At 73.5% G+C, this 22,141-nt stretch carries 21 protein-coding genes; 10 read left to right on the top strand and 11 right to left on the bottom strand.

Annotated features, from left to right (window positions below; genetic code table 11):
* Positions 1 to 10: 10 nt before the first annotated feature.
* The 3 genes from PV364_RS23700 to PV364_RS23690 all read right to left on the bottom strand — a co-directional run bounded on the left by PV364_RS23700 (position 11) and on the right by PV364_RS23690 (position 2,305).
* Positions 11 to 949 carry a dihydrodipicolinate synthase family protein gene (locus PV364_RS23700; RefSeq protein ID WP_319662281.1) on the bottom strand — a complete coding sequence of 313 codons (939 nt, stop codon included), beginning with the start codon at positions 947 to 949 and terminating at the stop codon, positions 11 to 13.
* Between the two features lie 20 nt (positions 950 to 969).
* On the bottom strand, positions 970 to 1,563 hold the full coding sequence (locus PV364_RS23695) for a hypothetical protein (protein WP_319662236.1): 594 nt from the start codon (positions 1,561 to 1,563) through the stop codon (positions 970 to 972).
* Between the two features lie 67 nt (positions 1,564 to 1,630).
* On the bottom strand, positions 1,631 to 2,305 hold the full coding sequence (locus tag PV364_RS23690) for a FadR/GntR family transcriptional regulator (RefSeq protein ID WP_319662235.1): 675 nt from the start codon (positions 2,303 to 2,305) through the stop codon (positions 1,631 to 1,633).
* Between the two features lie 125 nt (positions 2,306 to 2,430).
* Between PV364_RS23690 and PV364_RS23685 the strand changes: the two genes are divergently transcribed.
* The 6 genes from PV364_RS23685 to PV364_RS23660 all read left to right on the top strand — a co-directional run bounded on the left by PV364_RS23685 (position 2,431) and on the right by PV364_RS23660 (position 7,752).
* Positions 2,431 to 3,549, top strand: coding sequence for a sialidase family protein (locus PV364_RS23685; RefSeq protein WP_319662234.1), 1,119 nt, complete (start codon positions 2,431 to 2,433; stop codon positions 3,547 to 3,549).
* Positions 3,546 to 4,853 carry an ABC transporter substrate-binding protein gene (locus PV364_RS23680; protein WP_319662233.1) on the top strand — a complete coding sequence of 436 codons (1,308 nt, stop codon included), beginning with the start codon at positions 3,546 to 3,548 and terminating at the stop codon, positions 4,851 to 4,853. The genes PV364_RS23685 and PV364_RS23680 overlap by 4 nt, the downstream gene beginning before the upstream one ends.
* A 47-nt stretch (positions 4,854 to 4,900) precedes the next feature.
* Positions 4,901 to 5,857: a carbohydrate ABC transporter permease gene (locus PV364_RS23675; protein WP_415924594.1), complete on the top strand. Its 957-nt coding sequence runs from the start codon at positions 4,901 to 4,903 to the stop codon at positions 5,855 to 5,857.
* Positions 5,854 to 6,696 carry a carbohydrate ABC transporter permease gene (locus PV364_RS23670; protein ID WP_319662231.1) on the top strand — a complete coding sequence of 281 codons (843 nt, stop codon included), beginning with the start codon at positions 5,854 to 5,856 and terminating at the stop codon, positions 6,694 to 6,696. The genes PV364_RS23675 and PV364_RS23670 overlap by 4 nt, the downstream gene beginning before the upstream one ends.
* A 42-nt stretch (positions 6,697 to 6,738) precedes the next feature.
* Positions 6,739 to 7,455, top strand: coding sequence for an NADPH-dependent F420 reductase (gene npdG / locus PV364_RS23665; protein WP_319662230.1), 717 nt, complete (start codon positions 6,739 to 6,741; stop codon positions 7,453 to 7,455).
* A 69-nt stretch (positions 7,456 to 7,524) separates the two neighbouring features.
* Positions 7,525 to 7,752 carry a hypothetical protein gene (locus PV364_RS23660; RefSeq protein ID WP_401977169.1) on the top strand — a complete coding sequence of 76 codons (228 nt, stop codon included), beginning with the start codon at positions 7,525 to 7,527 and terminating at the stop codon, positions 7,750 to 7,752.
* Here the strand turns inward: PV364_RS23660 and PV364_RS23655 are convergent.
* Positions 7,749 to 8,534, bottom strand: a complete 786-nt coding sequence (locus PV364_RS23655; protein WP_319662229.1) for a site-2 protease family protein — start codon at positions 8,532 to 8,534, stop codon at positions 7,749 to 7,751. The genes PV364_RS23660 and PV364_RS23655 overlap by 4 nt on opposite strands.
* A gap of 754 nt (positions 8,535 to 9,288) precedes the next feature.
* On the opposite strand from PV364_RS23655, the gene PV364_RS23650 reads away from it, so the two are divergent.
* The gene (locus tag PV364_RS23650) at positions 9,289 to 12,615 is read left to right on the top strand and encodes a BTAD domain-containing putative transcriptional regulator (RefSeq protein WP_319662228.1); all 3,327 of its coding nucleotides are present in this window, start codon (positions 9,289 to 9,291) and stop codon (positions 12,613 to 12,615) included.
* Between the two features lie 13 nt (positions 12,616 to 12,628).
* Here PV364_RS23650 and PV364_RS23645 read toward each other — a convergent pair whose 3' ends face one another.
* Positions 12,629 to 13,561, bottom strand: coding sequence for a Ku protein (locus PV364_RS23645; protein WP_319662227.1), 933 nt, complete (start codon positions 13,559 to 13,561; stop codon positions 12,629 to 12,631).
* A gap of 32 nt (positions 13,562 to 13,593) precedes the next feature.
* Here PV364_RS23645 and ligD point away from each other — a divergent pair, with 32 nt between their 5' ends.
* From ligD to PV364_RS23630, 3 genes are all read left to right on the top strand, one after another.
* Entirely contained in the window at positions 13,594 to 14,493 is a 900-nt protein-coding gene (gene ligD / locus PV364_RS23640) for a non-homologous end-joining DNA ligase (RefSeq protein WP_319662226.1), read from the top strand.
* Entirely contained in the window at positions 14,490 to 15,362 is an 873-nt protein-coding gene (locus PV364_RS23635) for an ATP-dependent DNA ligase (RefSeq protein ID WP_319662224.1), read from the top strand. The genes ligD and PV364_RS23635 overlap by 4 nt, the downstream gene beginning before the upstream one ends.
* 131 nt (positions 15,363 to 15,493) lie before the next feature.
* Positions 15,494 to 17,050 (top strand): M48 family metalloprotease, encoded by a 1,557-nt coding sequence (locus tag PV364_RS23630; protein WP_319662223.1) that lies wholly within the window; start codon positions 15,494 to 15,496, stop codon positions 17,048 to 17,050.
* On the opposite strand, the gene PV364_RS23625 is transcribed toward PV364_RS23630, so the two are convergent.
* The 6 genes from PV364_RS23625 to PV364_RS23600 all read right to left on the bottom strand — a co-directional run bounded on the left by PV364_RS23625 (position 17,041) and on the right by PV364_RS23600 (position 22,074).
* Positions 17,041 to 18,099, bottom strand: coding sequence for a PHP domain-containing protein (locus PV364_RS23625; RefSeq protein ID WP_319662222.1), 1,059 nt, complete (start codon positions 18,097 to 18,099; stop codon positions 17,041 to 17,043). The genes PV364_RS23630 and PV364_RS23625 overlap by 10 nt on opposite strands.
* A 10-nt stretch (positions 18,100 to 18,109) precedes the next feature.
* Complete coding sequence (locus PV364_RS23620; protein WP_319662221.1) at positions 18,110 to 18,934, bottom strand: ABC transporter permease; 825 nt, start codon at positions 18,932 to 18,934, stop codon at positions 18,110 to 18,112.
* On the bottom strand, positions 18,931 to 19,914 hold the full coding sequence (locus PV364_RS23615) for an ATP-binding cassette domain-containing protein (protein WP_319662219.1): 984 nt from the start codon (positions 19,912 to 19,914) through the stop codon (positions 18,931 to 18,933). Before PV364_RS23615 ends, PV364_RS23620 begins: the two co-directional genes overlap by 4 nt.
* Before the next feature lie 311 nt (positions 19,915 to 20,225).
* On the bottom strand, positions 20,226 to 20,936 hold the full coding sequence (locus PV364_RS23610) for a zf-HC2 domain-containing protein (protein WP_319662218.1): 711 nt from the start codon (positions 20,934 to 20,936) through the stop codon (positions 20,226 to 20,228).
* Entirely contained in the window at positions 20,933 to 21,526 is a 594-nt protein-coding gene (locus PV364_RS23605; protein WP_319662217.1) for a sigma-70 family RNA polymerase sigma factor, read from the bottom strand. The genes PV364_RS23610 and PV364_RS23605 overlap by 4 nt, the downstream gene beginning before the upstream one ends.
* A complete protein-coding gene (locus PV364_RS23600; RefSeq protein WP_319662216.1) occupies positions 21,526 to 22,074 on the bottom strand; it encodes a hypothetical protein in 549 nt (182 codons plus the stop codon). Before PV364_RS23600 ends, PV364_RS23605 begins: the two co-directional genes overlap by 1 nt.
* Between the last annotated feature and the right edge of the window lie 67 nt (positions 22,075 to 22,141).

Below are 22,141 nucleotides of genomic sequence, written 5' to 3'. Positions count from 1 at the left end.
GGGACAGGGGTCACGCCATCAGGCCGGCCGCCTCCAGGCGCTCCCCGATGGCCTTCACCGCGGTGTCGTCCAGCGGGGTCTGCGGCGCGGCCGTGGCCGGGCAGGGGATGACACCCCGCAGGTGCAGCGCCGCCTTGAAGGCGCCCAGCGCCGAGGCGCTCGCGCTCATCGGGGCGGCCGCCGCGCCGATGTCGACGATGGAGAACAGCGCCGCGAGCCGGTCCTGCTCCGCGGCGGCCTCCCGCCAGCGCCCGGCCAGCGCGTGCTCGTAGAGCCGCACATAGCCGTGCGGGTCGACGTTGCCGAGTCCCGGCACGACGCCATGGGCCCCGGCCAGCAGGGCGGCGTCGACGGTGAGTTCGGAACCGGTGAGCAGCGAGAAGGAGCCGGCCAGACCGCGCCGGCGGAGCTCCACGAGCAGCCGCCGCATGCCGCCGTCGGCGCCGCTGCTGTCCTTGAGACCGGCCAGCGTGCCGTTCTCCGCCAGCGCCAGTACCGTCGCCGCGGGCAGCTTGGTGTGCACGGCGGAGGGGATGTCGTACGCGAACAGCGGCAGGCCGTCGGCGCCGTCCCGCACCCGGCGGAAGTGGTCGGCGATCTCGACCGGGTGCGTGGTGGTGTAGAAGGGCGCGGTCGCCACCAGACCGTCCGCGCCCGCCGCGACGGCCGCGCGGACATGGTCCAGCACCCGCGCCGTGCTCATGTCGACGACCCCGGCGAGCACGGGGACGCGCCCGCCGACCGCCTCGACGACGGTGGTGAGCGCGAGCCGGCGTTGCGCGTCGGACAGATAGGCCGTCTCGCCGCTCGACCCGAGCGCGAAGACGCCGTGGACGCCCGCCGACAGCACATGGCCGACCAGGGCGCGCAGCCCGTCGGTGTCCACGTCGCCCGCGGGAGTGAGAGGAGTGCACAGAGGAGGTACGACGCCACGCAGAGGGGCGTGCATAACGGTCATAACGCCCACTTCTACCAGCTTGCCGGGGGCGGCGACACGAACTGCTCGGCGAGCCGCGCGAGCCGCGGCAGCCGGTCCCGCAGCCGCACCCGCCGCCCCGCGGCGGCACTGACGAGGTGCTGCAGCAGATCCAGCCCGACCTCGCCCGGCTCCGGCGGCACGGACAGCGCCTCATGGGCGAGGCCGGCGAGCTCCCGGTCGCCCGCGTCCATCGCCAGCACCGTCGCCCCGGCCCGGCGGGCGCCGTCCACCCGCTCCAGCAGCGCCGCCTCCGCCCGCTGGGGCGTGACCACCAGCACCGTCTCGCCGCGCCGCACGGCCTCCAGCCGCGCCGTGCCGACCGCGAGATGCGCGGGCGCGCCCGGCGGCACGCGCTGCCGCACCAGCGTGGGGGAGAGCTCCGGCAGCCCGCTCCAGGCCGCCTCGTCGTCCAGATGGGCGGCCATGTGCCACGGTTCGTACCCGCCGCCGCCCACCAGCAGCAGCCCGCCCGGGGACCCGCGGCCGACCGCGCCCCGCAACGCCCCCGCGAACGTCCGGGTCCGCTCCGGCCACTCGCTGCCGGCCAGCAGTTCACGGACGACCTCGACCCGTACGGCATCCATGCCACGGCATCCTGGCGCAGGCCCGCGCCGTCCGGCGGGGCTTCCCGCCCGGCTCACCCGAAGGGGGTCAGTGCGCGGGAACGGCCCGCGCGACCCTGGCCCGCACGTCGGTGAAGTGCCGGCGCATCGCCGCCCGCGCCGCGCCCGCGTCCCCGGTGCGCAGGGCGCCGACGACCGCGCGGTGGTTGGCGATGATGCGCTCGACGGGGTCGTCGGCGGGCGCGAGGGCGGAGCCGACGTCCTGGTAGACGCTCCAGAACAGATCGATGAGCTGGAGCACCAGTTCGTTGTCGCAGGTCGCGTACAACAGCGCGTGGAAGGTGCGGTCGGCGTCCGGATCGGTGACCATCCGCGAGGCGAGCGCGTCGAGTTCGTCCAGCCGCTCCGCCGGTATCGTGCCGGCCACCTCGCCGATCAGCCCGACCTCCAGCAGTTCGCGCACCGCCACCAGGTCGGCCAGCGCCCGTACCCGGGAGCGGATGTGGAAGGTGAGCGAGGGCAGCAGCACCCGCAGCGGCGCGTCGGCCACGAAGGTGCCGGTGCCGTGGCGTATCTCGACGATGCCCAGCGCCTGCAGCGCGCGCACCGCCTCGCGCACGCTGTTGCGGCCGGCGCCCAGCAGATCCATCAGCTGGGGCTCGGTGGGCAAAGTGGCGCCGGGGGCGAGTCGCTGCTCGTGGATGAGCTCGATGATGCGATCCTGGAGCGTCGGGCCGCGGCCCCCGCCGGCGGTTCTGGTCACAAGTGGCCGCCTTTCCCTCGTACTGTCGTGCTTTCTTGACGTGCCGTCAGTGCCTTGTCTACCGTCCCTTGACGACAAGGGACGTCCTACGTCTGCCATGCAAGGGCGCATCGGAGGCAACACCGATGTCATACCTCACATCCGTCCCCTACCGAGCCGGTACCCGGGGAACCTCCGGGGAAGACCCGGAGGCCGTCTACGCCAGCTTCCGCATCCCCGCGGTCGTCGTGACGGGCACCGGCACCGTGCTCGCCTTCGCCGAGGGCCGGCACGAGTCGGCGGCGGACACCGGGCGCATCGACCTCGTCCTGCGGCGGTCGGCGGACGGCGGCCGCACCTGGGACGACCTGCGGGTGGTGACGTCCAACGGCTCCGGCACGGCGGGCAACCCGGCCCCGGTCGTCACCGCGGAGGGCCGGGTCGTCCTGGTCCACGTGCGCAACGCCGGGACCGCCGAGGAACGGGCCATCATCCGCGGCAAGGTGCCCGACGAGGACGGCCGCCGGGTCTGGGTCCAGTACAGCGACGACGACGGGGTCACCTGGTCGGTGCCGCGCGAGATCACCGCCGCCGTCAAGCGCCCCGGCTGGCGCTGGTACGCCACCACCCCGGGCCACGCACTCCAGTTGCGCGCGGGCCGGCACGCCGGCCGGATCGTCGTCGCCGGCAACCACACCTGCCCGCCCGAGGGTCCCGACACCGGCGCCGAGCCCCGCTACAACGGCGGTCACTGCCTGTACAGCGACGACCTCGGGGAGACCTGGCAACTCGGCTACGTCGACGACACGTCCGACGACTACGTCAACCCCAACGAGACCACGGCCGCGGAACTGCCCGACGGCACGGTCTACTTCAACACCCGCACCGACTCCCGCAGCCCCGGCAACCGCGCCGACGCGGTCTCGGCCGACGGCGGCGCCACGCTGGAGCGCCGCTTCCGCCCGCAGGCCGGCCTGGTCGCCCCCGTCGTGCAGTGCAGCGTCCTGCACCTCGGCACACCCGACGTACTGCTCTTCTCCGGCCCCGGGCATCCCACCGCACGGGCCGGGATGACCATCCGGGCCAGCCACGACCGCGGCGTCACCTGGCGGACCGCGCACACCGTGGACGGCCTGCCCGCCGCCTACTCCGACCTGGTGCGGCTGGACGAGGACACCGTCGGACTGCTGTACGAGACCGGCGACTTCGACCCCTACGAGACGATCACCTTCCGCCGCGTCCCCCTCGCGGAGCTGGTCTCTTGATCGGCCGGCGCGGCGTGCTGGCGGCGGCCGGGGGCACGGCGGCGGCGCTCGCCCTGCCCGGCTGCGCCCCCTCCACCGGCGCGACGGGGCAGGGCACCACGACCCTCACCTTCTGGTCCTGGGTGCCCGGCATCGAGCGCAACGTCGCGCTGTGGAACCGGCTGCACCCCGGGGTCCGCGTCGAACTGGAGAAGGTGGCCGCGAGCGGCGGCGCCCAGTACGCCAAGATGCACGCCGCGCTCAAGGCCGGCAGCCCGCCCGACCTCGCCCAGGTCGAGTACCAGATGGTGCCCGGATTCCTGCTCGACCAGGGCCTGGTGGACCTGGCCCGGCATGGCGCCGACCGCTACCGCGCCCGGTTCGCCGACTGGCTCTGGCAGCAGACCGTGTACGCCGGCGGCGTCTACGCCATCCCGCAGGACTCCGGGCCGATGGTGCTGTTCCAGCGCCAGGACCTGTTCGACCGGTGGGGCATCGAGACGCCCGCCACCTGGGACGACTTCGCGGCCGCCGCCCGCGTCGTACGCCGCCGCGGAGCGCACCTCACCTCCTTCTCGCCGTCCAACCCCGGCTGGTTCACCGCCCTGGCCTGGCAGGCCGGCGCCCGCTGGTTCCGGGCCGGCGGCGACACCTGGCTGGTCTCCGTCGACGACGAGCCCACCCGCCGCGTCACCCGCTACTGGGACCGGCTCATCAAGGACCGGCTGGTCACCACCCAGCCCATGATGCAGAGCGCCTGGTACGCCGGCCTCCAGTCCGGCGACCTCGTCAGCTGGACCGGCGGCAGTTGGGGCGACGCGCTGCTCACCGGCAACGCCCCCGGGGGCGCGGGCAAGTGGCGGGTCCGGCCGATGCCGCAGTGGCACACCCCCGGCTCCGGCGCCGCCCCGTCCTCGGGGAACTGGGGCGGCTCCACCACCGCCGTCTTCACCGGCACCCGCAACCCCCGCGCCGCGCTGGACTTCGCGGTGTGGCTCAACAGCGACCCCGCCAGCGTCCGCCTGCTCATCCGGGGCGGCTACGGCTACCCCGCCCCGGTCTCCGGCTTCACCCCGGCCGAACTCGACAACCGCGCGGCCTACTTCGGCGGCCAGGACTACGGCGCGGTGGTCGCCGCCTCCGGCGCCGCGGTGGACCGCGCCTGGACCTGGGGGCCCACCATGGACACCTTCTTCCAACGGCTCACCGACGCCCTCAGCGGCGCCGTCAGCGACGGCACCCCGCTCACCGCCACCCTGCCGGGCCTCCAGGCCCGCACCCTCGCCGACCTGCGCGACAAGGGCCTGAAGGCGGAGGCCGCGTGACCGCGCGGGCGGACGTCGTGCCGCCGGCCGTGCCCGGTTCCGCCCCGGTGCCCGGGGCCCGGCCCGGCCGGGCCGGCCCCACCCGCCCCCGGAGGCGTTCCCGCACCCGCTCCCGCGAGGCGCGCACCGCGGCCGCGTTCCTCCTGCCGTTCTGCGCACTGTTCCTGCTCTGCTTCGTCGTGCCCATCGGCTACGCCGTGCAGCAGAGCCTGCTGCGGACCGTACGCACCGGGCCGCTCGGCTTCGGCGGCTCGCACGACGTGTTCGCGGGCCTCGGCAACTACGCCCACGCGCTGCGTGACGGCTCGTTCCTCGCGGGCTTCGGGCGGGTGCTGCTCTTCGGGGTCGTGCAGGTGCCGCTCATGCTCGCGCTGGCCGCCGGACTCGCCCTGCTCCTGGACAGCGCCTCCGCCCGCGGCATCGGCTTCTTCCGCACCGCGTACTTCCTGCCCTACGGCGTGCCCGGGGTGATCGCGTCGATCCTGTGGGGCTTCCTGTACGTCCCCGGCATCAGCCCCATCGTGCAGATCCTGCACTCGGCCGGCTGGCAGGTCGACTTCCTGTCCCGCTCCACCGTGCTGTGGTCCATCGCCAACATCGTGACCTGGCAGTTCACCGGCTACAACATGCTGGTGCTGATCGCCCAGCTCAAGGCCGTGCCCGCCGAGCTGTACGAGGCGGCCCGCCTCGACGGCGCGAACGCGGCGCGGATCGCCTGGCACATCAAGCTGCCGCTGATCCGGCCGGCCCTCGTGCTGACCGCCGTCTTCAGCATCATCGGCACGCTGCAACTGTTCTCGGAGCCGCTCGTGCTGCGTCCGCTCTCCCCGGCCATCGACTCCGGCTACACGCCCAACCTGCACGCCTACAACGAGGCGTTCTCGGCCAACGACTACCACGTGGCCGCCGCCGAGGCCGTGCTGCTCGCGCTCGTCGCGTGCGCGCTGTCCTTCGGTTTCCTCAGCCTGGTCGGCCGGCGCGGCGGGGACGGGGCGCTGCGATGACCGTCCCCCTCCGCCACCGCGTCCTCACCGCGACCGCGCTGACGCTGGCCGCCGTCTACTTCCTCGTCCCCGTCTACTGGCTCGCGGTCTCCGCGACCAAGTCCAGCGCCGACCTCTTCGGCAGCTTCGGCCTCTGGTTCGCGCACCCGCACCCCGTCGCCTACCTGGGCCGGGTGCTGACCTACGACGGCGGCGTGTACGTCCGCTGGTTCGGCAACAGCCTGCTGTACGCCGGAGTCGGCGCCCTCGGGGCGACCTGGCTGTCGGCCGCCGCGGGCTACGCCCTCGCGCAGTACCGCTTCGCGGGGCGCGAGGCGGTGCTGACCGCCGTCGTCGCGGGCGTCCTCGTGCCGTCCACGGCGCTGGCCCTCCCGCTGTACCTGCTCTTCACCGACCTCGGATTCGCCAACACCTACTGGTCGGTCCTCGTCCCGGGCATGGTCAGCCCGTTCGGGGTGTACCTGTGCCGGATCTATGCCACGGCGGCGATCCCGCGCTCCCTGCTGGAGGCCGCCCGGCTCGACGGGGCGGGGGAGTGGCGGATCTTCCACGGGCTCGGCCTGCGCCTGATGTCACCGGCGCTGGTCACCGTCTTCCTGTTCCAATTCGTCCACATCTGGAACAACTTCTTCCTGCCCCTGGTCATGCTCTCCGACAGCGACCTGTACCCGGTGACGCTCGGGCTGACGTCCTGGCAGGGCTACGCCGACCGGCAGCCCGAGCTCTACCAGTACACGGTCGGCGGCGCGCTGCTGTCCGTCCTGCCGCTGATGCTGCTCATGGTGGTGCTCCAGCGCCACTGGCGGGGCGGCCTCAGCGAGGGGAGCGTCACAGCCTGACCGGCGCGCCGCGGGCCGCCGCTTGCTGGCAGGATCACGTACATGACTGTTGACAGTGGCAATGACACCCCCGCCGCGAAGGCTCCCGCCAAGGACCCGTGGGACCTGCCCGATGTGTCCGGCCTCGTCGTCGGCGTCCTCGGCGGCACCGGGCCGCAGGGCCGCGGCCTGGCCTACCGGCTGGCCAGGGCGGGCCAGCAGGTGATCATCGGCTCCCGCGCCGCCGAGCGTGCGCAGGCCACGGCGGACGAGCTGGGTCACGGCGTCCAGGGCGCGGACAACGCGGAGACCGCCCGGCGCAGCGACGTCGTCATCGTCGCGGTGCCGTGGGAGGGCCACGCCAAGACGCTGGAGTCGCTGCGTGAGGAACTCGCCGGGAAGCTGGTCGTCGACTGCGTCAACCCGCTCGGCTTCGACAAGAAGGGCGCCTTCGCGCTGAAGCCCGAGGAGGGCAGCGCCGCCGAGCAGGCCGCCGTCCTGCTCCCTGACTCCCGGGTCGCCGCCGCCTTCCACCACCTGTCGGCGGTGACGCTGGAGGACCCGGAGGTCGAGACGATCGACACCGACGTGCTGGTCCTCGGCGAGTCCCGCGCCGACACCGATGTGGTGCAGGCGCTGGCCGCGCGCATCCCCGGCGTCCGCGGGGTCTTCGCGGGCCGGCTGCGGGGCGCCCACCAGGTCGAGGCGCTGGTCGCCAACCTGATCTCGGTCAACCGCCGCTACAAGGCCCACGCCGGGGTGCGCATGACGGACCTCTGACCGGCGTCCGAGCGGTGCGCGCGGCCGCCGTGGGGCCGCGCGAGGGCATGGGGGACAATGAGCGGGTTCGTGACCGATCCGACAGGAGCCGCCCCCATGCCCCGCCTCGCCGTCTACGCGCTCATCGTGTGCGTCCTGTCCGCGGTCGCCGCCGTCGTCTCCTTCGTCGAGGGCAGCTGGCTCGGCGTCCTCTGGATCGCGATCACCGGCCTGACCAGCAACATGTGCTGGTACTACGCGCGCAAGGCCAGGATCGAGAGGGCGGCGGCCGTCTCCGCGGCCGGCTCCGGGGACTAGAGGGCGTTGTCCCAGAAGCGGAAGAGCTGGTAGCCCAGGCCCGACAGGCCGTCCGGCAGCCCGAAGGCGTGCGTCACGGAGTCGATGAAGCCGAAGAAGGCCGCGTTGACCTCCGGGATCCACAGCACGCCGAAGACGGCCAGCAGGCCGAAGGACGCGAACGGCTCCATCTGGCGCCGCACCTTGTACGAGAGCCAGGGCTCGATGACCCCGTAACCGTCCAGCCCCGGCACCGGCAGCAGGTTCAGGATCGCCGCCGTCACCTGGAGCATGGCCAGGAACGCGAGCGCCGCGGCGAAGGGCGTCTGCCCCGGGTCGAAGGGGTCCACGAGGTGGAGCGTGAACGGCAGCATCAGCGCGATCGCGAAGAGGATGTTCGTCAGCGGGCCCGCCGCCGAGATCAGGCTGTGCTTCCATCGGCCGCTGATCCGGCCGCGCTCGATGAACACCGCGCCGCCGGGGAGGCCGATGCCGCCCAGGATCACGAAGACCACCGGCAGCACGATGCTGAGCAGCGCGTGCGTGTACTTCAGCGGGTTGAGGGTCAGATAGCCCTTCGCGCCGATCGAGATGTCGCCGCCGTGCAGGGCGGTGCGCGCGTGCGCGTACTCGTGCAGGCACAGGGAGACGATCCAGCCGGACACGACGAACAGGAAGACGGCGAATCCGGTGTTCGAGGAGAAGCCGGTCCACACCGCCCACCCGGAGACTGCCATGATCGCGACCAGCCCCAGGAAAATCGGACTGATCTGCCGCTCACTGCGGGTTGCTGCGGTGGTCATCGTGCGGGCTCCTGCGGAGGGCGGTACGGGGGCGGTCGTGGTGGCCGCCCGATCATGCCACTCGGCTGGCGCCGGGCACACCCATTGGGGCGATAACGTCCTGCGAACGCGAGACGTTCCATGGGGGGCCGTGGGGGTTGTTCCCCCGCCCGCCCTCCCGTGTGCCCCAGGAAGTCTGGGCGCCCCGACGCGCGTGCGGGGTGGGCCGGGTGCGGGGCCTCCGGGGCTGGGCATTCTGGACAGCACATTTCGGTGCCTCGGGCGCTCTCAACTGATCACCCCGGGTTGTGCACCCAAATATGCTCCACAGTCCAGAACGCCCACCCCTATGACCCCGCCCCCTCCGTAGTGTTCGCGCCTGATCCCCGGAGGGTGGTGATAGCGGCACCGTGCCTGGGGTCGCCCGTTGGCGCGGCGCGGTCCGTGGGGCCAGCCTTCGCGCGGCAAGCCGAAGGGGCGGAGTCAGGCAACCGGGGTCACCCGGACCTCCTCTTCACCCCCCTCCGGGGATCAGGCGCGATTCGAGACGGAGGGGGCGGGGGAGGTGGGGGCACCGGAGGCTGGGGGAGGGTGGATGTTCTGGACGGTGCGGGATATTTGTGTGCGCCATCCGGGCAGGGACGGGATGAGCAGGTGCTGGAAACGCGCCCCGCACGCGCGCCGGGGTCACTGACTTGGGCACCCGGCAGGGCGGGCGGGGAACAAAAGCTGCCCGGAGGGCAAGCGGCGCGCGGGACTCGGACACAATGGGGGCGTGCGCTACGGCATCCTCGGGACCACACAGGCCCACCGCGACGACGGCACCGCCGTACCCCTGGCCGGGAACCGGCTGCGCGCCCTGCTGGCGGCGCTGGCCCTCCGCCCCGGGCGGGTGCGCACGACGGAGGCGCTGATCGACGAGGTGTGGGAGGGCGAGCCGCCCTCCGACGCGACCGGGGCGCTCCAGGCGCTGGTGGCGCGGCTGCGCCGGACGCTCGGGCACGAGGCGGTCGCGTCCGTGGACGGCGGTTACCGGCTGGCCGCGGCGCCGGACGCCGTGGACCTGTTCCGGTTCGAGCGCCTGGTGGAGGACGGCGGGCGGGCGCTGGCCGACGGCGACGCCGCCAAGGCGGCCGACGCGCTGGACGGCGCGCTCGCGCTGTGGCGCGGACCCGTGCTGGCCGATCTCCCGGACCGGGCCTCCGTCGCGTCCCGCTACGACGCGCTGCGGCTCGACGCCCGCCGTCTGCGGATCACGGCCGAGGTCGCGCTCGGCCGCGCCGAGCAGGTGCTGCCGGAGATCACGGAGCTGGCGGCCGCCCATCCGCTCAACGAGCCGGTGCAGGCCCTGCGGCTGCGGGCGCTGCGCGGGGCGGGGCGGGCGGCGGACGCTCTGGTCGCGTACGAGGACGTGCGCCGGGAGCTCGCGGACACGCTCGGCACCGATCCGGGCCCGGAATTGCGCGCGCTCCACGCCGAACTGCTCATGCCGGCCGCGCCGGCCCCCGCGCCCGTCCCGCCGCCGCGTCAGGGCAACGCACGCGCCCGGCTGACCAGCTTCGTCGGGCGGGAGGCGGACCTGTCGGCGCTGGCGTCCGACCTGTCCGCCTCCCGGCTGGTGACGATCACCGGGCCCGGCGGTACCGGCAAGACCCGGCTGTCGCAGGAGGTCGGGGACGCGGTCGCCGGTCAGTGGCCGGACGGCGTGTGGTTCGCCGAACTCGCCCCCGTCGAGGACCCGCGCACGGTGGCCGTCGCCGTGGTCAACGCGCTGGGTCTGCGCGAGACCCTGCTGCACCCGGGCTCGGCCGCCGAGGCCGCGTTCGCCGCGGAGGCGAAGGGCGCGGTCGCCAAGGACCCGCTGCTCCAGTTGACCGAGTACTGCGCCGATCGCCGGCTGCTGCTGGTCCTGGACAACTGCGAGCACGTGATCGGCGCCGCCGCCGAGCTGGCCGAGCGGCTGCTCGCGCACTGCCCGGACCTGGCGGTGCTCGCGACCAGCCGTGAACCGCTGGGCATACCGGGGGAGTCGATCCGGCCGCTGGACCCGCTGCCCGAGTCGCCCGCGCTGCGGCTGCTGGCCGACCGCGGCGCCGCGGCCCGCCCCGGCTTCACCCCGGACGAGGACCCGGAGGCGTGCGCGGAACTGTGCCGCCGTCTGGACGGCCTGCCGCTGGCCATCGAACTCGCGGCGGCCCGGCTGCGGATGATGACCCCGCGTCAGCTCGCCGACCGGCTCGACGACCGCTTCCGCATCCTGACCGCGGGCAGCCGCACCGTGCTACCCCGCCAGCAGACGCTGCGCGCCGTCGTGGACTGGAGCTGGGGCCTGCTCAGCGAGGCCGAAAGGACCGTGCTGCGCCGCCTCGCGGTCTTCGCCGGCGGCTGGGACCTGGCCGCCGCCGAGGCCGTGAGCGGCGGGGACGGCGGTGACTTCGTGGACGCGCGCGACGTCGCGCATCTGCTGGCCTCGCTGGTCGACAAGTCGCTGGTGGTCGCCGACCTCACCGAGGACGGCGCCCGCTACCGCATGCTGGAGACCATCGGCGAGTACGCCGCCGAACGGCTCGACGAGGCAGGCGAGCGCGGCACGGTGGGGCGCCGCCACACCTCGTACTTCCGCGAGTACGTCCGCACCGCCGACCCCGAACTGCGCGGTTCGCGCCAACTGCTGTGGCTGGACCGCCTGGAGCGCGAGCACGAGAACCTGCGGGCGGCCATCCGCCGGGCGGTGGAGACGGACGACGAGCAGGAGGCGCTCTGCCTGGTCCTGGCCTCCAGCTGGTTCTGGGAGATGCGCAACTACCGCAGCGAGATGGGCTACTGGCCCGGCGTCGTGGCGAAGATGAGTCCGGTGGACGCCTTCGCGGGACCCCACGCGCTGCCGCCGCTGGACCGCGGGCCGCTGGACGACCCGCTGCCGATGACGCCCCATCTGCTCACCGAGGCCCGGCGCTGGGTGCGCACCGCCGAGGTGTTCGCCCACATGGAGGAGACGGACGCCTGGAGCGAGCCGCGGTTCGTCGCGCTCGGCGAGGCGATCATCGAGGCCTACCCGCCGGAGCTGCCGCAGTCCAGCCGGCGGCCCGGGCTGTTCCGCATGCTGGGCGCCATGCTGACCGGCCGCTTCGACCTGATGCCGGAGCTGATCGACTCCACGGTGAGCAGTTGCCGGCAGCACGGCCGGACGTGGGAGCTGGCGTTCGCGCTGCAGTTGCGGGCCAAGGTCATGAACGATGTCGAGGACCGGTTCGCCCAGTCCATGGAGGACATCCGTGAGGCCCGGGCCCTGTTCGGCCGGGCCGGCGATGACTGGGGCCTGGCGGAAGTGCTCGCGGCGGAAGCCGAGGCGACCGCCAACTCCGGCGACTGGGCCCGCGCCGCGGAGAGCTGCCGCGAGGCCATCGGCCTCGCGCTCAAGCTCGGTGCCCACCAGCAGGTCCCGATGATGACGGTCCGCCTCGGCGACGCCCTGGCCAACAGCGGCCAGGAGGAGGAGGGCGAGCGGCTGGTCCGGGAGGGGATCACCGACGCCCAGCGGTTCCGTCCGGTCGGCGACGACGCGAGCTACTACGGCAAGGTGCTGCTCGTCGCGATGCTCTCCCGGCGCGGCGAACTGGACGAGGGCTTCGAGCTGCTCGACGCCATGCAGGCCGATCCCCCGCGGGGCATGCCCTCGTTCATCTTCGGGCTGCTCGCCGCGATCCGCGGCTGGCTGACCGGCATGGCCGGCGACCCGTACGGCGGACTGCCGCATCTGCGCGAGGCGGTCGACTACATGGAGGCCCATCCGCTGAGCCCGGTCATCGGGCCGCGCATGGGCGTCCTGCTCTTCCCGCCCGCCGTCACGCTCTTCACCGGCATCGCCGGACTGCGCGACGACGGTGACGCGCGGGAGCCGGCGCGCCGAGCCGCGGTGGTGCTCGGCGCCCACGACAACCTGCGGCAGACCGCCTGCACCCCGTGGGAGCGTCACAGCCTCGACGAGGACGCGGTCCGGCTGCGCGCGCACCTGGGGGAGGAGGCGTACGACGACGCCTACCGCGAGGGCGGGACCCTCACCTTCCCCGAGGCGGTCGGGCTGCTGCGAGAACCCCTGTGACACCGGCCGGTGGTCAGCCGGCCTTCTTGCGGGCCGCCGTCTTCTTGGCGGCCGTCTTCTTCGCGGTGGTCTTCTTGGCCGCCGCCTTCTTCGCGGGGGCCTTCTTCGCGGCCGTCTTCTTCGCCGCGGTCGTCTTCCTGGGAGACTGCGACTTCCCGGACTTCTCGGCTTTCTCGCCGCCGCGGGCGTCGATGCTGGCCTGAAGCGCCGCCATCAGGTCCACCACGTTGTCGGGGGCGGAGGTCACCTCGGCCGTCTCGGGCACGGGCTCACCCTCCAGACGGGCGGCGACCAGGGCGTCCAGCGCCTTCTGGTACTCGTCGTGCTGGGACTCCAGGTCGAAGTCCTCGGAAAGGGTCTCCATCAGGCTCTGCGCCATCTTCAGTTCCTGCGGCCGCACGACGACGTTCTCCGGCGGTGCCAGGCCCCCCGCGTCACGTACCTCGTCGGGCCAGTACATGGTGTGCAGGACCAGGAGCTCCTCGTGGACGCGCAGCAGCGCCAGCGACTCGCGGGTCCGCAGGGCGATCTTCGTCACGGCTGCCTTGCCGCTGGTGGCCAGCGCCTCGCGCAGCAGGACGTACGGCTTGGACGCGGCGGCCTCGGCCCCCACGTAGTAGGCGCGGGACAGCGACAGCGGGTCGATCTCGTCGGTGTCGACGAAGGCGAGGACGTCGATGAGCTTGCGGCTCGGCAGCGGCAGCTCCGCCAGGTCCGCGTCGCTGAGGACCGCCGTGCGGCCGCTCTCGTCCTCGTACCCCTTGGCGATCTCCGAGTAGGGGACCTCCTTGCCCTCCTTCTCGCAGAACCGCTTCATGCGGATGCGGCCGCCGTCCTCGGCGTGCACCTGGTGCAGGGAGACGCCGTGCTCCTCGGTGGCCGCGTAGAGCTTGACGGGAATGGAGACCAGCCCGAAGCCGATCGCACCTTTCCACATGGATCGCATACTTTCGTCCCTTTCCGGGGACTTTCCACACTATGCCCGCCCCGTCAGCCTCGCCCGACCGGCAGCCGGCCGAGGTGGACGGCCGCCAGGTGGTCCTCACCCACCTGGACAAGGTCGTCTTCCCGGCGACCGGTCACACCAAGGCGCAGTTGCTGCGGTACTACGCCCAGGTCGCCGCGGTGATGGTGCCGCACGCCACCGGCCGTCTCGCCTCGTTCGTCCGGGCCCCGGAGGGGCCGCACGGGCAGGCGTGGTTCGCCAAACGGCCCCCCGCCGGCACGCCCTCCTGGGTGACCACGGCCGGCGACCCGAAGGAGCCGCACGTCGTCGTCGACTCCACCGCCACCCTGGTCACCATGGCCAACCTCGGCGGCTGGGAGGTGCACGTCCCCCAGTGGACGGCGGCCGCGGGACGCGACGCCCACGACCGGCTCGTGCTCGACCTCGACCCCGGGGAGGGCGCCGACCTCGTCCTGTGCTGCCGGGTCGCCGAACGACTCCGCCAGATGATGGACGACGACGGGCTCACGGCCTTCCCCGTCACCTCCGGCAGCAAGGGGCTGCACCTGTACGCGCCGATCGAGCGCGCGAGCGGACGGGCGGTCAGCGGTTACGCCAAGGCGCTGGCCGGGCGGATGCGCGACGAGCACCCCGGGCTCGTCCTGGTCTCCATGACTCGCAGCCTGCGCCCCGGCAAGATCTTCATCGACTGGTCGCAGAACGCCTCGGCCAAGACCACCGCGTGCCCCTACACCCTGCGGCTGCGGGACCGCCCCGGTGCGGCCGCCCCCGTGACCTGGGACGAGGTCGCCGCCTGCCGCGCGCCGGGGGACCTGGTCTTCGGCCCCGAGGACGTGCTCGGCCGCGTCGACCGGTTCGGCGACCTGCTGGCCGGCCTCGACGACGGCGCCGCCCGGGGCCGGCTGCCGTGACCGACCCCGTCCCGCCGCCCGTGGTGGTGATGCTCGCCCGGCGGGTGGAGACCGTCCCGGAGGCGGACGCGCTGCCCGGCGGCTGCGCGTACGAGCCGAAGTTCGACGGCCACCGCATGGTCGTCCTCACCGACCCGGTGCGCCTGCAGACCCGTTCCGGAAGGATCGTCACCGACACCTTCCCCGAACTCGCCGAGGCCGCGCGGGCGTTGCCGCCGGGCACCGTCGTGGACGGCGAGGTCGTCATCTGGCGCGACGGGCGGCTCGACTTCGGCGCCCTCCAGCGCCGAGCCCTCGGCAGCACCCGGCGGCGCCTGTCCGCACCACCTGCCAACTACGCCGCCTTCGACCTCCTCGCCGCCGCCGGCACCGACCTGCGCGGCCGCCCCTACGACGAGCGTCGAGCCGCCCTGATCGCCCTGCTCACCCCGCTCGGCCCGCCGCTGCAGCCCGTCCCCGCGACCACCGACCGGGCCGAAGCGCTGCACTGGTACGCCTCCCTGGCCGACTCCGGCATCGAGGGCCTGGTCGTCAAGGGGCGTGCCCAGCGCTACCGGCCCGGCCGCCGCGACTGGCTCAAGCTCCGGCACTCCGTCCCGCAGGACGCCGTCGCCATCGGCTTCACCGGCACCCCCCGCACCCCGCGCGCGCTCGTCCTCGACCTCGGCGACGGCCCGCTGGCCTCCGCCCCGCTCGACGCCCCCCTGCGCGCCCAACTCGCCCCCCTGCTCACCCCCGCTCGCCCCGCCACGGCGGCCCTCGACGACGGCACCCCCTACCGCCCGCTGCCCGCCCCCCTCCCCGTCGAGATCCTCCAGGGCGCCGGCCGCCACGCCCTCACCACGGTGCTGCGCCTGCGCCCGCCGTGACCTCGCCGAAGAGGACCGGCACTCCGTGGGGAAAGGCCGTTGAGCGGCGGCCGGTGCCCGCATACGATGGCGCGTCGCCACTCGGCCGCCACCGCCCGTGATTCCCCGCTCCTCAGGAGATCCCTTCCGCCATGCGCGCGTTCCTGCACGCCCTCCGGCTGCTCGCGTTCCTGCTCGGCTTCTACGCCATGAGCCTCGGCCTGCTCGCGGTGATCGTCACCGTGAACGTCGCCCTCGCCGGGGCCGCGATGAAGCAGGGGTACGCGGTGGTCGTCTTCCTGGGCGTCAGCGTCGCCTTCGCCTCACCGGTGGTGTCGGGTCTGGTCGCCTCCGTCCGGGGTGCCAACCGTCACCGGCCCGCGGGCGTGCGGGTGACCGAGGACGAGCAACCGGAGCTGTGGGCGCGGATCCGTGCGGTGGCCGCGGCCGTGGGCACGGCGGCCCCCGTCGAGCTCTGGCTCGTGGCGGAGCCGGTGGCCGCGGTCTGGCAGAGTTCCTGGGTGCTCGGGCTCGTTCCCGGACAGCGGCGTATGGCGCTGGGCGTCCCGTACCTGGTCGGCTTGACGGAGCGTCAACTCGACGCGGTCGTCGCCCATGAACTCGGCCACTTCGCCCGGGGTGACACCCTCCTGTCGGGCCTGGCCGCCCGCAACCGCGTGGGCCTGCTGCGGATCATGGAACGGTACGCCGAGGACGGCCACTCCATCGGCCACGCGATGGGCTCGCTGTTCGCCGGGTACGCGCGCTTCTGCCTGCGGATGACCCAGGCCGAGGCACGCCTCGGCGAACTTGCCGCGGACCGCGCCGCCGCGCGCTTCGCCGGGCGGGACACCACCGCCGCCGCGCTCCGCCGCATCCCGCTGCTCGCCGCCGCGCACACCCGCTACATCCGCGAGTACGCCGGCATCGGCATCGACGCGGGGCTCGGGCTCCTCCCCCCGGTCGAGGAGGTGCACTCCGGGTTCGCCGCGTTCCTGGACAGCGACACCTGGCGCGAGGAGGAGGGGCGCCTGCTCGCGGACCCGCCGCGTGAGAAGAGCTCGCCCTACGACTCGCACCCGCCGATGCGCGAACGGGTCGCGGCGATCGAGGCGCTGCCCGCCGACCTCGGCGGGTCACGCCCCGAGGAGACGCGGCGCGCGGCGATCGGCCTCCTCGTGGATCCCGCCGGCACCGCCGCGCAGACGGTGCGGGCGCTGCCCTGGGCGGTGGGAATGCGTCAGCTGCCCTGGCGGGAACTGGCCGTGGCGGTGGGATCGGCGGAACTCGACGCCGAGACGGCTCCGTTGCTCCGGGCCGCCCGCGCGGCCCTGCGGGGACCGGCGGACCTCGGGGCACTTCTGGACGCCGTCGACGCCTCGAAGTGGCCGGAAATCGTCGACTGCATGCCGCGCCCCGGCTACGGGGGCCACATGCTGCTCGACGACTCCCTGCGGGCCAGGGCCCGCGCCGACGCCGCCGACGCGCTGTACTCCCTCGCCCTCGCGGCGCTGGCCGAGGACGGCCGGGTCCGCTGGGAGCTGGACTGGGAGCGCGGCAAACACCTGGAGTTCGACGAGGGCCTGCACGCCGCCCTGGACCGCGCGGTGGACGCCGCCATCGACCCGCAGGACGGGGCGGGGCCGGACACCAGCGCTCTGCGGGGTCTCGTCGGGAGCCCCGCCGAGCGGACCCCGGCTCAGGCCTGAGCCGCCCCGGCCGGCACCTGCCGGGTGCGGGTCCAGCGCAACAGGGTGTCCGCGTCCCACGTGGTGACCACCCGCTCCGGCGGGACGCCGCACTCCTCGGCACGGGCGCAGCCGAAGATCTGCCAGTCGAGCTGGCCGGGCGCGTGGGCGTCGCTGTCGACGGCGAACAGGACGCCGGCGTCCACCGCCTTGCGCAGGAGCCGGCGGGGCGGGTCGAGGCGGTCGGGGCGGCTGTTGATCTCCACCGCCACACCGAAGCGCTCGCAGGCGGCGAAGACCAGGTCCGCGTCGAACTCCGACTCGGGGCGGGACTTGCCGCGCACCAGGCGGCCCGTGCAGTGGCCGAGCACGTCCACCAGCGGGTTGCTGACGGCGGAGACCAGGCGCCGGGTCATCTCGTCGCGTTCCATGCGCAGTTTGGAGTGGGCGGAGGCGACCACCACGTCCAGCCGGTCCAGCAGGTCCGCGCTCTGGTCGAGTGATCCGTCCGCGAGGATGTCGCACTCGATGCCGGTCAGCAGCCGGAAGGGCGGGGGCAGCCGCTCGTTCAGTTCGGCGACGACCGCGAGTTGGGCCCGGAGCCGGTCCGCGGTCAGGCCGCGGGCGACGGTCAGCCGCGGGGAGTGGTCGGTGAGCACCGCCCACTCGTGGCCGAGCGCGGCCGCCGTGCGGGCCATGGTCTCGATCGGGCTGCCGCCGTCGGACCAGTCGGAGTGCAGATGGCAGTCGCCGCGCAGCGCCGCCCGCAGCCGCTGCCCCGCGTCCCCCTCGGGCCGGGGCACGGCATCCGTTCCGCCGCCCTCCTCCAGCCGGGTGAGATAGCCGGGCCGGGCGCCCGCGAGCGCCTCCCGCACGGCGGCGGCGGTCTTCGGGCCGAGCCCCTTGATCTCCTCCAGGCCGCCGGGAACGGCCGCGCGCCGCCGGAGCTCGTCCGGCGGCAACGCGGCGACCGCGGCGGCGGCGCCCCTGAAGGCCCGTACCCGGTACGTCGGGGCGCCGTCCCGCTCCAGCAGGAAGGCGATCCGGTCCAGCGCCTCGACGGGGTCCATGTCTCCAGGATCAGGTCTTGTTGCGGAACCTCGCCACCGCCAGCGGCGCGCTGATCACCGTGATGCCCACCGCCCACATCAGCGTCATCATCACCGAGTGCGCCACCGCGCCCCCGTTGATGAGGTTGCGGGAGGCGTCCGCGAGGTTGGACAGCGGGTTGTAGCGGGTGAAGGCCTCCAGCCAGCCCGGCATGGTCGTGGGCTTGGCGAAGATCGAGCTTCCGAACTGCAGCGGCAGGACGACGATCATGGACAGCCCCTGGACGGACTGGGGGGTCCGGGCGACCAGACCCAGGAGGATGAAGACCCACATCAGCGAGGCACCGAAGGTCAGGGAGAGCGCCACCGCGCTCACCAGGCCGAAGACGCCGTTGTCCACGTGCAGGCCCAGAATGAAGCCCATCGCGAGCAGGATGACCGTGGCGACCAGGGCCCGGCCGATCTCGACGACGATCTTCGCTATCAGCACGGAGGAGCGGGCGATCGGCATGGTCCGGAAGCGGTCCATGACCCCGGTCTTGAAGTCCGAGTTGACGCCCGTGCCGACGGCCATCGCGATGTTCATGCCCATCATGGCCATCAGGCCCGGCACCATGTAGTTGACGTACTTCTCCTGGCTGCCCTCCAGCGCGCCGCCGAAGACGTACACGAACAGCAGCGTGAAGACGATCGGCATCAGCAGCGCGTCGAACATCGACTCCGGGTCCTGCCGGATCTGCAGGACGTTGCGCCGCACGAGGGCGCCGACGTGCCGGAGGTTGGCCCGCAGCCCGATCCGCGGATCGGCGTCCACGGCCGCGGCGGTGGGCGCGGCGGGGGCGGTGATGGCGGTCATGCGGCGAGTTCCTCTCGGTCCTTGGCGGTGCCGCTGCCGTGCGTGACGGCCAGGAACACCTCGTCCAGGCTGGGCAGATGGGTGTCGATGCCGGCGATCGCGAAGCCGTGCGTGCCGAGTGCGGCCACGATCCCGGTCAGCTGCTCGTCGCTGATGATCGGCACGTTGAGCACGCCGCGCGCGTGGTCCGGGACGGCCTGCGCCCCCGTGCCGAGGGCGGTCGCCATGGCGTCCAGCGTGCCCGGGTCGACCGGCCGCACCTGCAGGGTGCGGCCGCCGACCTTGGCCTTGAGCTCCTCGACCCGGCCGCCGGCGATGACCCGGCCGCGGTCGATGACCGTCAGCTCGTGGGCGAGCTTCTCGGCCTCCTCCATGTACTGCGTGGTCAGCAGCACGGTCGACCCTTCCGCGACCATGTTCTGCACCTCGTCCCACACCTCGTTGCGGGTGCGGGGGTCCAGGCCGGTCGTCGGCTCGTCCAGGTAGAGCACGGCCGGGCGGCCGATCATGGACGCCGCCAGGTCCAGGCGGCGGCGCATACCGCCGGAGTACTCCTTGGCGGGCTTGCGGGCCGCCTCGGTGAGCGAGAACCGCTCCAGCAGCTCGTCGGCCCGCGACCGGGCCTCGCGGCGCGGCAGGTCGAGCAGCCGGCCGATCATGTACAGGTTCTCGCGGCCCGACAGCGACTCGTCCACCGAGGCGTACTGCCCGGTGAGCCCGATCACCCGCCGCAGCTGCCGCGGCTGCGTCAACACGTCGTACCCCGCCACCATCGCCGTGCCCGCGTCGGGCCGGATCAGCGTGGACAGGATGCGCACCAGCGTCGTCTTCCCGGCCCCGTTCGGTCCCAGCACCCCGAGCACGGTCCCCTGCCGCACCTCCAGGTCCACTCCGTCGAGGGCTTTCGTCTCCCCGTAGCGCTTCACGAGTCCCCGCACCCTCACGGCGGCGTCCGCGCTCTTCACGTCTCGCTGTGTCATGCCCCCACTGTCGCCGGGTCCGCTGACATGACGCCGATATCGTGCCGACGCGGCGCCGACGGGCGGTCGGCGCGTACCCCGGAAGTCCGCCGGCGTCGGCATCCCGCCGCAGCGCCCGCGTCCGCCGGCGCTGCCGCCCGATCGTGTGGCCGGACTCTTCGGTCTCGCGGTCGCGGCAGGACGGCCGGGTCCGGCCCGGCCCGCGGTCGTCGACGGCGGCTCCGCCCCCGTCCTCACCGGCGCCCGGGCAGCGAACGGCCGGAGGGGGACGCGCGCCGCGCGTCCCCCTCCGGCCGTCGGCCCCGTGGGGCTCAGACGTTCACCGACACCAGCCGCTGCCCCTGCGCCGTGATGACGTCGAAGCGCGCGATGTCGTCCGGCTGCATCCCCGCCGACCCGTCGAGCGTCAGCGGCTGCGGCTGGGCGGAGGTGCCGTAGCCCGCCGTGGGGACGCTCCAGGTGGAGACGGTCTGCTGGGAGCCGTCCTTGCCGATGGCGACGAGGCGGCAGGTGAGCGGGCCCTGGACGCCGGAGAGGTTGAGCCCGACCTCGCTGCCCCACTTCTTCTCGTTGACGCCGACCGTGGCCTTGACGCCCGTGGAGCTGTCGGAGCTCTTGAACTCCTGGGCGTAGGCGTGCGTCGCCGGGGTGTCCGAGCCGCCGGAGGCCAGCACCGCCACCGTCGGGCCGCCGATGATCAGGGCGACCGACGCGGCGAGGGCGAACATCCTGCGCCGGGCGCGGGTCCTGCGCTCGTCGGAGACCTTGCCGAGCAGCTTGCCGAGGACCGCGTCGTCGCTGGACGGCAGCGGTGCGCCGGCCCCTGCGGGGGCGAGTTCGGCGAGCACGGGCACGAGCCCGCTCAGCTCGTCGAGCTGCTGCCCGCACTGGTGGCAGATGGCGAGATGTTCCTCGAAGCGCGCCATGTCGGCGTCGTCGAGCACGCCGAGGACATAGGCCCCGACGTCGACGTGCGGGTCGTGAGGCGTACCCGCCCCGGAACCGTAACCGTAGACCGTCACGAGGTGGTCACACCCCTTTCCTCAAGAGCGATTTTCAGCGAGCGGAGGGCATAGAAGACCCGCGAGCGCACGGTGCCGGGCGGTACCCCCAGCGCCGCCGCGGCCTCGTTGACCGTCCGGCCCTTGAAGTACGTTTCGATCAGCACCTGGCGGTGGGCCTCGGTGAGATCTTCCAGTGCGTCGGAGATCGTCATCAGCCTCAGGGAGCGTTCGAGTTCGTCCTCGGCCGGGAGCTGGTCGAGGGCGGCCGGGGAGGCCTCCGGGGGCCGTGCCTGACGGCTGCGGTGGCCGTCTATCACGATCCTTCGGGCGACCGTCACCAACCAGGGCCGCAATGACCGGGCGCCGGGGTCGAGCCGGGACGCACTCTTCCACGCGCGCAGGAGGGTTTCCTGCACGACGTCCTCGGCGAGGTAGCGGTCACCGCCGACCAGCCGAAGGACGTATGCGAAGAGCGCGCCCGCGTGTTCGCGGTAGAGCGCCCGCATGAGGTCCTCTTCGGGGACCCCACCTGAGCGATGGTCGGCCACTAGCGCATCCTGCCCTACTGATCGCTGCGGGTCGAGTCCTCGCAATGCCTGCTGTCCCATCAGTATCCGTCCGACCCGTTCTGGGTGGTGGCGCTCTTCGCCCGTGCACCGGGCACGGCCTTCCCGCCTTGGATGTCGGCCGCGAACCAGACCCTGTCCAGGCCCTGGCCCCTGGTGTCGCCCGGGTTCTTGTCGCCCGTGAAGCGGTAGAGCGGCCAGCCGTTGAGCGTGAGCTGGAGGGAACCGTCAGGACGCTTGACGCTGCCGACCAGGTTCTGGTCCACGCCCTGCACCTGGGTGTCCGAGACCGCGGCGGCCGGCTGCCACCGGGTCGCGCACGGGCCGGCGCAGGTCGAGGTCGGCGGGACGTTCTTGTCCTGGTCGAAGCGGTAGAGGACCCAACCCTGGTTGTCGGTGACGAGGGTGCCCAGCTGGGCGTTGTCCACGGTCCGCAGTCCCACCGCCGACTGCGAGGCGGAGGGGAGGGGAAGGACCGCGTCCACCGGGGGGCCGCTGCCGCCGCTCGCGTTGCAGGCGGTGGCAGCGATCAGCATCGCGGCGGCGAAGGCCCCCGCGATCACTGATCGGTGCAGCTTGCTAAGGCTCATGCCAAGGCCCCCGGCATTCCTGGTCGGTGCAACCGCCCCCTGGTGGGCGGTTGCCCACTCATACGCG

The sequence above is a fragment of the Streptomyces sp. MI02-7b genome (assembly GCF_033793585.1).
Lineage (GTDB): Bacteria > Actinomycetota > Actinomycetes > Streptomycetales > Streptomycetaceae > Actinacidiphila.
The sequence above is the reverse complement of the archived record's forward strand: the minus strand, read 5'-3'. Positions and strand labels throughout refer to the sequence as shown.